The sequence below is a fragment of the Nocardia sp. NPDC003183 genome, from assembly GCF_053590715.1.
The window spans coordinates 45,786-59,254 of sequence record NZ_JBSFTG010000017.1 but is presented as its reverse complement, the minus strand read 5'-3'; the positions used below and the strand labels follow the sequence as shown (position 1 = coordinate 59,254).

Annotated in this window: 14 protein-coding genes; 7 read left to right on the top strand and 7 right to left on the bottom strand. The window is 67.7% G+C overall.

All coding sequences use genetic code 11. The annotated features are described in order from the left end of the window. Window positions 1–87 precede the first annotated feature (87 nt). The gene (locus ACWDXS_RS31035; RefSeq protein ID WP_449971187.1) at window positions 88–2,619 is read left to right on the top strand and encodes a molybdopterin-dependent oxidoreductase; all 2,532 of its coding nucleotides are present in this window, start codon (window positions 88–90) and stop codon (window positions 2,617–2,619) included. A gap of 2 nt (window positions 2,620–2,621) precedes the next feature. After that, window positions 2,622–3,197 carry a TetR/AcrR family transcriptional regulator gene (locus ACWDXS_RS31030; protein WP_378992749.1) on the top strand — a complete coding sequence of 192 codons (576 nt, stop codon included), beginning with the start codon at window positions 2,622–2,624 and terminating at the stop codon, window positions 3,195–3,197. 1 nt (window position 3,198) lies between these two features. Here the strand turns inward: ACWDXS_RS31030 and ACWDXS_RS31025 are convergent, their stop codons facing one another. After that, window positions 3,199–4,332, bottom strand: coding sequence for a helix-turn-helix transcriptional regulator (locus ACWDXS_RS31025; protein WP_449971184.1), 1,134 nt, complete (start codon window positions 4,330–4,332; stop codon window positions 3,199–3,201). Window positions 4,333–4,418: 86 nt separating this feature from the next. Here ACWDXS_RS31025 and ACWDXS_RS31020 point away from each other — a divergent pair, with 86 nt between their 5' ends. Both ACWDXS_RS31020 and ACWDXS_RS31015 read left to right on the top strand, forming a co-directional pair. After that, complete coding sequence (locus tag ACWDXS_RS31020; protein WP_449971181.1) at window positions 4,419–4,889, top strand: grhN; 471 nt, start codon at window positions 4,419–4,421, stop codon at window positions 4,887–4,889. Window positions 4,890–4,898: 9 nt separating this feature from the next. After that, window positions 4,899–5,696 carry an MBL fold metallo-hydrolase gene (locus ACWDXS_RS31015; protein ID WP_449971179.1) on the top strand — a complete coding sequence of 266 codons (798 nt, stop codon included), beginning with the start codon at window positions 4,899–4,901 and terminating at the stop codon, window positions 5,694–5,696. 3 nt (window positions 5,697–5,699) lie between these two features. Here the strand turns inward: ACWDXS_RS31015 and ACWDXS_RS31010 are convergent, their stop codons facing one another. Beyond that, window positions 5,700–6,284, bottom strand: coding sequence for a TetR/AcrR family transcriptional regulator (locus ACWDXS_RS31010; protein WP_449971176.1), 585 nt, complete (start codon window positions 6,282–6,284; stop codon window positions 5,700–5,702). A gap of 105 nt (window positions 6,285–6,389) precedes the next feature. Between ACWDXS_RS31010 and ACWDXS_RS31005 the strand changes: the two genes are divergently transcribed. After that, the gene (locus tag ACWDXS_RS31005) at window positions 6,390–7,226 is read left to right on the top strand and encodes an SDR family oxidoreductase (protein ID WP_449971173.1); all 837 of its coding nucleotides are present in this window, start codon (window positions 6,390–6,392) and stop codon (window positions 7,224–7,226) included. Window positions 7,227–7,230: 4 nt separating this feature from the next. Here ACWDXS_RS31005 and ACWDXS_RS31000 read toward each other — a convergent pair whose 3' ends face one another. The 5 genes from ACWDXS_RS31000 to ACWDXS_RS30980 are packed head-to-tail and all read right to left on the bottom strand — an operon-like array spanning window position 7,231 to window position 11,276. Beyond that, window positions 7,231–7,707 (bottom strand): nitroreductase family deazaflavin-dependent oxidoreductase, encoded by a 477-nt coding sequence (locus tag ACWDXS_RS31000; protein WP_387447009.1) that lies wholly within the window; start codon window positions 7,705–7,707, stop codon window positions 7,231–7,233. 51 nt (window positions 7,708–7,758) lie between these two features. Further along, on the bottom strand, window positions 7,759–8,139 hold the full coding sequence (locus ACWDXS_RS30995) for a carboxymuconolactone decarboxylase family protein (protein WP_449971170.1): 381 nt from the start codon (window positions 8,137–8,139) through the stop codon (window positions 7,759–7,761). Next, the gene (locus ACWDXS_RS30990; RefSeq protein WP_387446586.1) at window positions 8,136–9,023 is read right to left on the bottom strand and encodes an NAD(P)-dependent oxidoreductase; all 888 of its coding nucleotides are present in this window, start codon (window positions 9,021–9,023) and stop codon (window positions 8,136–8,138) included. Before ACWDXS_RS30990 ends, ACWDXS_RS30995 begins: the two co-directional genes overlap by 4 nt. Further along, window positions 9,020–9,769: an SDR family oxidoreductase gene (locus ACWDXS_RS30985; protein WP_378992734.1), complete on the bottom strand. Its 750-nt coding sequence runs from the start codon at window positions 9,767–9,769 to the stop codon at window positions 9,020–9,022. The genes ACWDXS_RS30990 and ACWDXS_RS30985 overlap by 4 nt, the downstream gene beginning before the upstream one ends. A 37-nt stretch (window positions 9,770–9,806) precedes the next feature. Further along, window positions 9,807–11,276, bottom strand: coding sequence for an aldehyde dehydrogenase (locus ACWDXS_RS30980; RefSeq protein ID WP_449971167.1), 1,470 nt, complete (start codon window positions 11,274–11,276; stop codon window positions 9,807–9,809). A 119-nt stretch (window positions 11,277–11,395) separates the two neighbouring features. Here ACWDXS_RS30980 and ACWDXS_RS30975 point away from each other — a divergent pair, with 119 nt between their 5' ends. Beyond that, entirely contained in the window at window positions 11,396–11,989 is a 594-nt protein-coding gene (locus tag ACWDXS_RS30975) for a TetR/AcrR family transcriptional regulator (protein WP_449971164.1), read from the top strand. 111 nt (window positions 11,990–12,100) lie between these two features. Next, a complete protein-coding gene (locus tag ACWDXS_RS30970) occupies window positions 12,101–13,453 on the top strand; it encodes a cytochrome P450 (protein WP_378630323.1) in 1,353 nt (450 codons plus the stop codon). Window positions 13,454–13,469 lie beyond the last annotated feature (16 nt).

The window sequence follows — 13,469 nt, the reverse complement described above, 5'->3', positions numbered from 1 at the left end:
GTCGGCCGACGCGGAAGACCAGGTCATCGACCGTATTGATCGCCAGCAGCCCGCGCCGATGACCTGTTCTATGCAATACTGCATAGCATGCGTCTGACCAGCCCGGAATCCGATGACAACACCGCCGAGACCGCGCAGTGGCGCAAGACGGCCTGCATTCTCTGTGAATGCAACTGCGGTCTCGAGATCCAGACAGATGGCCGCAACCTGGTGAAGATTCGTGGCGACAAACAACATCCGGGGTCGGCGGGCTACACGTGTGAGAAGCCGCTGCGCCTCGACAAGTACCAGGCGGGCGCGCACCGCATCGACACTCCGTTGCGGCGCACCGCCGACGGTACGTACGAGCCGATCGATTGGGATACCGCGCTCGACGAGATCGCCGCCAAGCTCGCCGGGGTTCGTGACGCGCACGGTGGCGAGTCGATCTTCTTCTACGGCGGGGGCGGGCAGGGCAATCACCTCGGTGGCGCCTACGGCCGGGCGCTGTATCACGCAGTCGGTGGCCGGTATATGTCGAATGCGTTGGCGCAGGAGAAGACCGGCGAATCCTGGGTCGATTCCCAGCTCTACGGCAATCACACCACCGGCGATTTCGAGCACACCGAAGTCGCGATCTTCGTCGGCAAGAACCCCTGGCAGTCCCACGGCATCGCGCAGGCGCGGCCGGTGCTGCGCGAGATCGCGCGGGATCCGAACCGGACGATGATCGTCATCGACCCGCGCGTCAGCGAGACCGCGGCGCTGGCCGACTATCACCTGCAGGTCAAGCCGGGCACCGACGCCTGGTGCGTGTCGGCGATCGCGGCGACGCTGGTGCAGGAGAACCTGCACAACGAGGGGTGGCTGGCCGAACACACGACCGGTGCCGAACCGGTGTTGCGAGCGTTGCGGGCGGTCGACATCAGCGCGAACGCGCACCGCTGCGGTCTCGACGAGACGCTGATCCGCACCGTCGCGCGCCGGATCGCCGCCGCGAAGAGCGTCGCCACCTATGAGGACCTCGGCGTGCAGCAGTCCCCCAACAGCACCCTGGTCGCCTACCTGAACAAGATGCTGTGGATCCTGACCGGCAACTTCGCCAAACCCGGCGGGGTCCATATTCATTCATGGATGTTCCCGCTCGCCGGCCGTTGGCACGCCATCCCGAGGCAGGCCGGGGCGGGTAGGGCACAGCGCGTGCGGCGCGGCGTCGCGACCGTGGCGATGCGCTACGGTGCCACGCCCGCGCGCCGGTTGATCGCCGCGACCGCTGGGCGTGGCGCGATCTCGCGGAATGTGGCCGGGCTGACGGCGAGCACCACGCTCGACGTGTTCTTCGACGCTGTGGCGGTGCCGATCGCCCGCACGATCGCGGACAAGCTGAGCATGGCCGACAGCCCTACGCGCACACCGGTTTCCGGGGCCCGGATTCTCAACGGCCTGATCCCGTGCAACTCCATCGCCGACGAGATCCTCACCGACCACCCCGACCGGCTGCGGGCTATGTGGATCGATTCGTCGAATCCCGCGCACTCGCTGGCGGATTCGGCGCGATTCGTGGCGGCGATGCGGTCGCTGGAGCTGTCGGTGGTCGTCGATGTGGCGATGACCGAGACCGCTCGCCAGGCCGACTATGTGCTGCCCGCGGCGAGCCAGTTCGAGAAGTATGAGGCGTCGCTGTTCACGCTGCACTTCCCGCACAACAGCTTTCAGGTGCGCGCGCCATTGATGGCGCCGTTGCCGGGCACCCGTCCCGAACCCGAGATCTACGGTGCGGTGATCGACCGTCTCGGCGTGGTCGAGCCCCGGCTGCTGGCGGAGCTGGCCGCGGCGGCACGGGTGAGCCGGGAGGCGTTCGCGCTCGCACTCTTCTCCACGCTGAAGGCGCGCCCCGAACTGGCCGGGCTGACACCGTATCTGCTGTACCGGACCTTGGGCGCGAGCCTTCCGGAGGGGGAAGCCGCGCTGGCGCTGGCATGGGGATTCGCGCTGCTGTGCGTGATCTCCCAGCCCGACGCCGTGGCCAGGGCGGGGTTCACCGGATCCGGGTTCGGGCAGGCCGAGGAGTTGTTCGAGGCTGTGCGCGCGCACCCGGAAGGGGTGCTGTTCTCCGATGACCGCTACGAGGACGCGTGGCGCTACATCCAGCACGCCGACGGCAAGATCCACGCCGCCATCCCGGAACTGCTCGACGAACTGCGCGCGGTCTGCGCTGTCGACCCCGATTACACCAGCGAGGAGTACCCGTTCACCCTGTCCGCCGGTGAGCGGCGCGCGTTCACGGCGAACGTGATCATCCGCAACCCGGATTGGCGCCGCCGCGACCGTGAGGGCGCTCTGCGGATCGCGGTGGCCGATGCCGAGCGGCTCGCGCTGAGCACCGGCGATAGGGTGCGTGTGGTCACCGAATCCGGTTCGGCGACCACGTCGATCGAGATCAGCGAGATGATGCAGGCAGGACACATTTCACTCCCCAACGGCATGGGTGTCGCCTATCCGGGCGCGGACGCAGTCGTCGGTGTCGCGCTCAATACGCTGACCTCGACGTCGCGACGCGACAAGTTCTTCGGCAGCCCCTGGCACAAGAACGTTCCCGCCCGTATCGAGGTGCTCACGGCGCCGGTGAAGGAGGCCTGACGGTGGGAGCTCGCACCAACACTCGGCAGAAGATGCTGGGCAGTGCGATCGAACTGCTGCGCGAACGCGGCGCGGCGGGCGTGACCGTCGACGCGGTACTCGCTCGCAGTAGCGCTCCGCGGGGCTCGGTGTATCACCACTTCCCCGGCGGGCGCGCCCAGATCATGACCGAATCGCTCACTCTCGCAGGCGATACGATCAGCGCCCTCATCGAGGAGGCCGCCGAGCGGGGCGCCGCGGGGGTGCTGGCCGGGATCGCCGAGTTCTGGACGGCGATCCTGCTGACGTCCGATTTCGAGGCGGGCTGTCCGGTGGTGTCGGTGGCGGTAGGCGGGGCGCCCGAGGACCGCCACCTGCAACCCGAGGTCGCCGCCATCCTGCAGCGTTGGCACGACACCCTGGCCGTCGCGATCGCCGCGGAAGGCGTCGCACCGGCACGCGCCGAACGCTTGGCCACGATGGCGATCGCGAGCGTCGAAGGCGCGGTGATCCTGTGCCGTGTCCACCGCTCGACTACCGCGCTCGACGAGGTCGTCGAAGAATTGCGCGTCCTGCTCGCCACCGCCGTCGGCACCTAGGTCAGTACGTCGGCCAGGGCCCACCCCGGATCGGTTTGGTGGCGGTGACGCGCTGCTCGTTGTCCCGGAAGCGGGGTTCGTAGTGGGTGAAGAACACCTTGGCGACCAGGTCTCGCCGGCTGTGGACGCCGGTCTTGTCGAAAATGCTCTTCAGATGCTGCTGCACGGTGTGGGCGGAGACGGTCATGTCGTGGGCGATCTGCGAGGTCGAGGCACCCTGGAGCACCAGCCGGGTGACGTCGCGTTCACGCTCGGTGAGCCCATAGGCCGACATCAGCAGCGGGTAGATGCGGCTGGGGTGGGCCGGTTCGATGATCACCGCGACCCTGGTCTGTGCTGACGAGGTCAGGCGGGCACCGTGCAACACCACCCAGGTTCCCGACCTGGTCAGCGCTCGGGACACGAGTACCTCGTCGGGTCGGTCGTCCGCCGCGTTGCGGAGCGCGCGGGCGGCGAGTGTGATCACCGCACTCGGCAGTTTCTCCCGGTCCCAGTCGCCGTCGGGGAGGTCCGACAGCCAGCGCCGCACCCCGGCACTGGCCGATTCGACCTCCCACGCCGAGTTGAGCACCAGCAGACCTGGCGAGTCCGCGTATTCGGGTTCGCCTGCCTGCCCGATCAGTAGCGCCCGGCGCACGCCGTCGGCCAGGGTCGGCGCCACGGTGGCCACGAACTCCTTCTCGGTGGCGTCGAACATCGCGGCGCCGGGCTCGCGATAGAGCGCGAGCGCTCCCCACACCTCGCCGGATCGGGTGCGCAGTCGCGCGATCAATTCCTGATCCCCACCCATCGTCATATTGCGTTGCCACCGTTCACTTTTCGACGGGTCGCCGCCGACGGTTTCGTGCAAGGTCGACAGTCCGGTCGCCGACCTGACCACATCGACGATGCCGTGGCGTTCCTCACCGTATTCCGCGGCCAGCCACTGCGGCGGAAACTCGGCGAGGCCGAGATGGAAATGACTGGTCATCAGCAGCGACGCGGGATCGAGGGTGTACCAGCACGGCGTCCAGTAGTGCGGGACGGCGGTGGCCAGCACCTCCGTCGTCTCCTGCCACAGCGACACCAGATCGTGCGGCTCTCGGCACAACCGCCCGATCTTGTCGGCGGCGCGTTGCCTCGCATCCGTGCTCACAGATCAACGGTAGGCCGCGGCCGGACCAGGGGAAATACCAGATTTGTGGAATGTCGCGGCGACCGGGATATTCCTAGCCTCGGTGTATGACGAATACCGGAACCACACCTGTGCGCCTCAGTCCGCCACCACCGCAGTTGATGCGCCTGATCAATCCTGTCGTGCGGCGTATCTTGGCGACGCGATTGCTCGGCAGTCGCATTCGCCGGCAGGGAATGGTCGAATTCACCGGCCGCCGCACCGGCCGCACGCTGCGGATCCCGGTCTGCCTGCACCATGTCGACGACGAGACGCTGATCTTCACCGAGCGACCATGGCGCCACAATCTGGTCGGCGGCGCGCCCGTCACCACCACCCATCGCGGGCAGATCCGCCACGGTCACGCCGTGCTCCTCGATGCCGCGCCTGCCCGAGTCGGCGCCGCGATGCGAGCGGCCATGGACGAGGGCGCCAGCCCCTTCGAACTCGGGCTGAAGGTCACGCGCGGCTACGACCCGACCGCCGACGACCTCGCCGTCATTGCGCGCTCGATCATCCGGGTCGATGTCGAGGATTGAGGAAGCATCATGCGTATCAATCGAATCCAGCACGACATCACTGTTCTCGCCGATGAACTGGAGGTTCCCGGCATCGGCCATATCCCGGTCAACGCCTACGTTCTGCACGCGGCGGAACCTGTCGTCGTCGACACCGGTCTCAGCCTTCCCGACCGCGGGTTCATGGCGGCCCTGAGTTCGATCGTGGATCCGGCCGACGTGGAATGGATCTGGCTCACCCATCCCGATCGCGACCACACCGGATCGCTGTTCGACCTGCTCGATGCCGCCCCGAACGCCCGGCTGATCACGACATTCGCCGGCCTGGGCATCATGTCGTGCGCTCGACCGGTCCCGATGGATCGTGTGTACCTGCTGAACCCGGGGCAGTCCCTCGATGTCGGCGACCGACGCCTCACCGCGTTTCGCCCACCGTTGTTCGACAATCCGAGCACTGTCGGGTTCTACGACGAACGCAGCGAATCATGCTTCACCTCTGACTGTTTCGGCGCTCCGCTGCCCAGCGCCGAACTCGCGACCGCCGACGATGTGGGTTACACGCCGCCGGCCGCGATTCGCGCGGCACAGCATCTCTGGGCGGCGGTGGACAGCCCGTGGGTGCACGTCGTGGACGAGGGCAAGTACCTCGCCACCGTGTCGGCGCTGCGCGCCTTCGACCCGCGACGGATCCTCAGTACGCATCTTCCGCCCGCGGGTGGACGCACGTCGCAGTACTGGGACATGCTTGCCGAGGCGCCGCAGGCCGCGCCGTTCGTCGGTCCCGATCAGGCCGCGCTGGAACAGATGCTGGTGAGCTTCGAACCCTGATTGTCAGGCGGTGCGCAGGATCCTCAGCGCGGCTCGTTCGATGCGGTCGGCGATTTCGGAGTACGACTCGTAGCCCATGCCCGCCCGCACCAGCGCGCCCGCGTAGATGATCTCGAGCCATTCGATGACCTCGTTGTCGGCGTCGGGGCCGAGTGCGCGCGCGAGCCTGCTGCGGATCTCGATGCCGATGCGGGTGCGCAGGTGTTCGACATCCGGGTCCGAGCCCAGCAGCGCGCCGGTGACCGCACCGGACAACTCTTGTTCCTCGGCCACCAGCAGTGCGATGTTGCGCAGCTCGGCCAGCACCCGCACCGTCGGGTCGGGGTCCTCGCTCGCGGGCGAGTGCGAGGCCAGCAGGCGCCGCCAGAAGATCTCGGCGACCAGGTGCTCCTTGGAGGAGAAGTAGGTGTACGCGGTCGCGGTGGCGACGCCCGCCTCCGCGGCGACCAGCCGGATCGTCATGCCGGAGAAGCCATCGCGTGTCAGCACCACCAGCGCGGCCCTGGTCAGCCGTTCGACGGTGTCGGCCTGCTTCCCGGTCAATCGACGCCGGGTCGCTTCGAGGCTGATGGAATCGCTTTCAGACATGCGTCCGGATGTTACTCGCCAGTCCCGCAGCGTCGGTGAACCAGACCATGGCGGCGCGGGGGCCGGGGTTTATTCGTAACCCTGTCCAGAATACAATCTGGACACATGTCTGATGCATCGAACACGCCGTCCATCGCGGGCAAAGTAGTCGTTGTCACCGGCGGTGCGCGCGGCATCGGACGTGCGGTAGCGAGCGAACTGGCCGGGGCCGGGGCGGTGGTCGCCCTCGGCGATATCGATGCGAGCACGGTCGCGAGTACCGGGGCCGAGATAGGCGCGACCATGGCGCGACACCTCGACGTCACCGAACCCGCGTCGTTCGCGAGCTTCCTCGCCGAGGTCGAAAAGACCTGCGGCCCTGTCGATGTGCTGATCAACAACGCGGGCATCATGCCGGTCGGCCGGTTCACCGAGGAGTCCGACGAGATCACCCGCCGGATTCTCGGCATCAATGTCTACGGGGTCCTGCTCGGGACCAAGCTCGCGCTGCCCCCGATGCTCACCCGCGGCCGCGGCCACATCGTGAACATGGCCTCGATGGCGGGTGAGAACCCGACGCCGGGAATGGCCACCTACTGCGCGAGCAAGCAGGCGGTGCTCAGCTTCACCGAGACCATGCGCCTGGAACACCGCGGCACCGGCGTGCGGTTCTCCGCGGTGCTGCCGACGTTCACCCGCACCGAGATGATCGCCGGAACTCGCGCTCCGCGTGCGTTGCTCGCCGAACCGGCCGACGTCGCCGCCGCGGTCGCCGCCCTGATCGCCCGGCCACGCCGACGTGTCTCGGTCACCCGCACGGCAGGTGTTCTCGCCGCCGTCAACAAGCTGACCCCGCGCCCGTTCGGCGAGTTCATGGCTCGGCGGTTGGGCGTGCACCGCACCTTCATCGATGTCGACCGCGATGCCCGTCGTGCCTACGACGACCGGCTCGCGGCCGATTGAGGGCTCAGGTGCGCGACAGGATCACGACCGGAATCTCGCGGTCGGTCCAGGACTGGTAGGCATCGAAATCGGCGTAGAGGCCGGTCAGCAACGGCCACAGGCGCTGACGCTCGCCGGCGTCGGCCACGCGGGCCAGCACCGGGTAGTGCTCGCTGCGGATCCGGACATGGGCGTTCGGATCTGCGAGCAGGTTCCGATACCACTGCGGATGATTCGCGAGGCCGCCCTGGGAGCCGACGATGACCAGGTCATCGCCGTCGACGAGATAGAGCAGCGGCGCGGCGAAGATCTTGCCGGACTTGCGACCTCGATGTTCGAGCAGCAGCGTCGGCACCGGGCTGCGGAACCCGGCACCGATGCGCCAGGTACCGCCGACGCGGCCGTTGGTGCGGCGATAGACCCACGCCTGTGCGCGCGACCCGTATCGGATGATCCGGGTCGTCATCGGCGAGTTCAGCCCTTTCGGCTGATTCTTCGGCATAACCATCGTCCGCACGCTACAGCGATCGCGGATCGGCGATAACGGGGTCGATCATTTCTTGCGACGCTCCTGCGCGATCACCTTGCCGACGGTGCCGTCGAGCTTCGTCCCCGCGGGCCAGCCGACATAGTGGCACAGGAACAGCGCGATCTCCCGCAACTGTTCCTCGGACAGCTCCCCGTTGCGCAGAGCGGCGCCGATCTGGATCTCGGCGACATCGACATTGCCCTGCGCGGTGAGTGCCCCGAGCAGCAGCAGCCGACGCTCGCGCACGGTCAGGGCCGGCCGCGACCAGATGTCGGCGAACAGGTGGTCGGCGGTGACGGCGAAGTGCTGGCCGGGGCCGTCCTCGAATTCCCAGCCGTAGACCTCGGCCATCTTGGCCAGGCCACGCTTGCGGACGTCGGCGGGGGCTTCTCCGTGGGCGGTCATGAGATCTCCTTGTCGAGCGCGGGTTCGGCGACGCCGAGTCCCTCGGCGAGACGGGCGAGGGCCAGTTGCGCCAGTGGCAGGTCGACCGCGAGCCGGTCGCCGAGGTCGAGCGCGAGCGAGAGGTCCTTCTCGCCGAGATCGCGCACATGGCCCAGGATGGGGAACCAGAAGTCGTCGGGGTCGATCGGCGCGGTGGTGTCGCGCAGCATGATCGCGCCCGGCCCACCGGTCACCGCGTCGGAGTGGCGGACCACCTTGCCGAGTGCGGTGAGACTGAGCCCGGCGGCCTCGGCCAGGCGCTGCGCCTCGGTGGCCGCGGTGAACGAGATGAAGTGAAGGAGGTTGCGCGCCAGCTTCATTCGTGTTCCCGCGCCGACCGGACCGGCGTGCACGACGAGGTCGGCGAAGCACCCGAACGGCGGCCGGATCCGGTCCACCGCGGCGGCGCTACCGCCGACCATCACAGCCAGGCTCCCCCGGGTCGCGCCGGGTGCGCCACCGCTGACGGGCGCGTCGACGAATTCGACCTCGTGCTCGGCGCACCGGGCGGCCAGCTCCTGCGCCGTCCGGTCGCTGATGGTGGAGTGCACGGCAACCACCGTGCCCGGTGCCGCGGTACGCAGAATTCCCGAGGGGCCGGTGAGCACCTCGGTCACCTGCGCATCGTCGATGACCGTCACGCAGATGATCCGCGCGTGTGTCGCGACCTGCGCCGGCTCGGCGACCGCACGCGCACCCGCGTCGACGAACGGCTCGATGACCTCCGGCCTGACATCGCAGACCGTGAGCCCGCCCGGCCAGTCCAGCAGCCGCCGCGCGATCGGCGCGCCCATATTGCCCAGTCCGATGAATCCGACCGGGGCGCTGACGGATTCGGTCGTCATCGGATGATCTGCCCGCCGTCGACGTTGAGGATCTGGCCGGTCACCCAGCTCGCCTCGTCCGACAGCAGATACAGGCAGGCGCCGACCAGGTCCTGCGGGGTGCCCATCCGCTTGATCGGGATGCGCTTGACCATGTCCTTGACCATGTTTCCCGGCGTCACGGTCTGGGTGGCCTCGGTATCGATCGGACCGGGCGCGATGGCGTTCACTCTGATCCGCGAACCACCCAGCTCGGTGGCGAGTTGCTGGGTGAGGCCGTTGATACCGACCTTGGCCAACCCGTAGAACCCCGAGTACAGCCATGCGGCGGTGGATGATTGGTTGACGATCGAGCCGCCGCCCGCCGCGATCATCGGCTGCCAGACCGCGCGCGTCACATTGAGCGCGCCGTCGAAGTTCACGCCCATGAACTTCTTGTAGTAGTCCCACGGCACGGTGAGCAGCAGATCGAGCTTCATCTCGCCGTAGATGGCCGCGTTGTTGACCAGGTGGTTGATCGCGCCGAACTCGGCGACGGTGAATTCCGCCAGTGCGACAGCGGATTCGGGATCGGCGACATCGACGCGACGGAAGGCGGCGACCCCGCCGTCGGCGACGATCTGCTCGGCCACCTCCTCGCCGCGCTCGGCATTGAGGTCGGCGACAACGACATTGGCGCCTTCGGCGGCCAGTGCGCTCGCGTAGACCGCGCCGATGCCCTGCGCGGCGCCGGTGACGATCGCGGTGCGACCGGTGAAACGTGCCATGGTGTTCAGCTCCTGAGTGTGAATGGGGTCGGTGAGGTCAGGCGGGGGTGGCGATCAGCTTGGTTTCGAGGTATTCCTCGAAACCGGCGACGCCCATCTCCCGGCCGATGCCGGACTGCTTGTAACCGCCGAACGGCGCGTCCGCGTGGTACCAGAGGCCGCCGTTGACGCTCAGGGTCCCGGTGCGCACCCCCGAGACGACCCGGTCGAGCCGGTCGGGGTCGGTGCCCCACACCGAACCCGACAGGCCGTAGGGCGATTCGTTGGCCAGCCGGATCGCGTCGTCGTCGCCGTCGTGTGGAATCACGACGAGCACGGGCCCGAAGATCTCCTCCTGCGCGACGGTCGCGGTGTTGTCGAGTCCACTGATCAGCGTCGGTTCGATGAAGTACCCGCGTTCCTTGTCCGCGGGCCTGCCGCCGCCGACCTCGATCCGTCCGCCTTCGGTGCGGGCGATCTCGAGATAGCGCTCCACCCGGGCTCGCTGACGCTCGGAAATCACGGGGCCGCAGACGGTTCCCGGGTTGGTCGGGTCACCGGCAGCCAGGCCGCGGAGCGCGCCGGCCGCGGCGGTGACCGCGGCGTCGTAGGACTCGCGCGGCACCAGCAGCCGCGTGGTGAGGGCGCACCCCTGGCCCGCGTGGACGGCGACGGTGAACGCGGTGTAGCTCGCGGCGGCAGCGATGTCGGCGTCGTCGAGCACGATCGCAGCGGATTTGCCGCCCAGTTCGAGGAAGGTGCGCTTGAGCGTGGCCGACGCGCCCACCATCACCGAGCGACCGGTCTGGGTCGAGCCGGTGAAGGTGATCATGTCGACCCGCGGATCGAGGACCAGCTGTGCGCCGAGGCCGTGATCGGAGGAGGTGACGATATTGATCACCCCGGCCGGGATGTCGGTGTGCTCGGCGATGAGCGGGCCCAGCACCGCCGCGCACCAGGGTGTGTCCGGGGCGGGCTTGAGCACCACGGTGTTGCCCGCGGCCAGCGCGGGCCCGATCTTGGCCAGGTTGATCTGGTGCGGGAAGTTCCACGGCGTGATGGCGCCGACGACACCGACGGCCTCGCGCCGGATCACCCGGCGACTGGAGATACCCATCAGGTCCCGGGTGCCGAGATCGGTTTCCCACGTGTAGTTCTCGGCCAGGTCGGCGGCGTAGGACAGGTCCGCGATCGGCCCTTCCAGTTGCGGCCCGCTGGTGAGCATGACCGGTGTGCCGACCTCGGCGATCGTGATCGCCCGCAGTTCCTCGAGGTGCTCGCCCAGTACGTCGCGCAGCTGGCGCAGGCAGTGCGCGCGAAACTTCGGGTCGCGTGACCACTGCGTCTCGTCGAAGGCGGTGCGCGCCGCGGCGATGGCTGCCTCCATGTCGGCGCCGGAGGCGTCGGCGGCGTAGCCGAGCACCTCCTCGGTGGCGGGATTGATGGTCGCGAAGACACCGGAGCCACCCGGGATCAACTTGCCGCCGATCAACAGTGGTGTGCCTTCGGCGGGGACGAGGCCGTTCATAGCGAGGCTCCGATACGTGTCTGGACAGGTGTACGGAATATAGTTCGGTTTATCGATCAGACGCAAGACCATGACTCGTTCATTGGTCCGTACACCAGGCTGTAGTACCATCCAGACACATGTCCGAAATCGCGCCTACCGGCATCGAAGCAACTCGACGACGCTTGACCGAAAAGCAGGCCGATACGGTGGACCGCCTGACCCTCGCCGCCGTCGATGTGCTGTCGCGCGAGGGCTATTCGGGGACGACGATCCGGCTCGTCGCCGCGTCGGCGGGCGTCGGCACCGCCACCGCCTACACGTATTTCTCCTCCAAGGAACATTTGATCTCCGAAGTGTTCTGGCGGCGATTGGTCGCCATGCCACCGCTGGCGACCGGCGAGGCCGACCAGACCGCGCGCGTGGTCGCCGTTCTTCGCCAGGTCTCGATGCTGGTGGCCGATGAACCCGCACTGGCCGGGGCGGTCAGCAGCGCCATGCTCGGCGATGATCCCGACGTGCGGCACCTCCGCGTACGCATCGGGCGCGAGATCCGCCACCGGCTCGGCGACGCCCTGGGCACCAAGGATCCAGAGAGCCTGGCCGCGCTCGAATTGCTGTACTCCGGGGCGCTTCTCCAGGGCGGGATGGGCCTGCTGTCCTACGCGCAAGTCGCCGATCTGCTCGAGATCTGCGCGCGACGATTGCTGGCCACGCCCGCCACCGACAGCTGACACACCGTCCGCCGGATTCGGTGCGAACCTTGTCGCGCATCCGGAAGCCGTAGTACTGTCCAGACACATGTCCATTTAGTGTCTGGACAGTATTCCGGGAAGGACTTTCCAATGACGCTGGTCAAACCGCAGCGCGTGTCCGGAGGTGAGGACGAACACGGGCACCTGGCCGAGTTCCGTACCGATCCGATCGCCCTGATGCGACGCGTTCGCGCCGAGTGCGGCGATGTCGGATCCTTCGAGCTCGCCGGACGTGATGTCGTCCTGTTGTCCGGCGCCGAGGCCAACGAATTCTTCTTCCGGGCCGGCGACGACGATCTCGACCAGGGCGCGGCCTACCCCTTCATGAAGCCGATCTTCGGCGAGGGCGTGGTGTTCGACGCACCCCCCGAGCGCCGCAAGGAGATGCTGCACAACCAGGCGCTGCGCGCGGATCACATGCGCGGGCACGCGGGCACCATCGCCCGTGAAGTGGATCAGATGGTCGCGCAGTGGGACGACGAGGGCGAGATCGATCTGCTCGAGTTCTTCGCCGAGCTGACCATCTACACCTCTTCGGCGTGTCTGATCGGGGTGAAGTTCCGCAATCAGCTCGACGGACGTTTCGCGCATCTCTATCACGAGCTCGAGCAGGGCACCGACGCCCTGGCCTACGTGGACCCGTACGCGCCGATCGAGAGTTTCGTCCGGCGTGACGCGGCGCGTGCGGCGCTGGTCGAGCTGGTGCAGGCGATCATGGATCAACGCGAGGCGAATCCGCCCACCAGCAAAGACGATCGCGACATGCTCGATGTCCTCATCTCGGTGAAGGACGAGAACGGGGCGCTGCGGTTCTCGGCCAGCGAGATCACCGGCATCTTCATCTCGATGATGTTCGCCGGCCACCACACCACCTCGGGCACCGCGGCCTGGACGATCATCGAACTGCTGCGCCACCCCGAGACACTGGCCGGGGTGGTCACCGAACTCGACGAGCTCTACGCCGACGGCGCCGACGTGAGTCACCATGCGCTGCGCCAGATTCCGAATCTGGAAGCCGCGCTCAAGGAGACACTGCGACTGCATCCGCCGCTGATCATCCTCATGCGCCTGGCGCGCGGTGAGTTCGAGGTGTGCGGGCACCGCATCGAGCCCGGCGACATGGTGGCCGCCACCCCCGCGGTCTCCAACCGGATTCCGGAGGACTTCCCCGACCCGGACGCCTTCGATCCCGCACGCTATCTCGACCCACGCCAGGACGACATCCTCAACCGCTGGACCTGGATTCCGTTCGGCGCGGGCAGGCACCGCTGTGTCGGCGCGCCGTTCGCGCTCATGCAGCTCAAGGCGATCTTCTCGATTCTGCTGCGGGACTGGGAGTTCGAGCTCGCACAGCCGTCGGACACCTACCGCAACGACCATTCGAAGATGGTGGTGCAGTTGCAGCAGCCCTGCCGCGTCCGCTACCGCCGCAGGCAGCGCTGAGCGCGAGCGGAGGTCA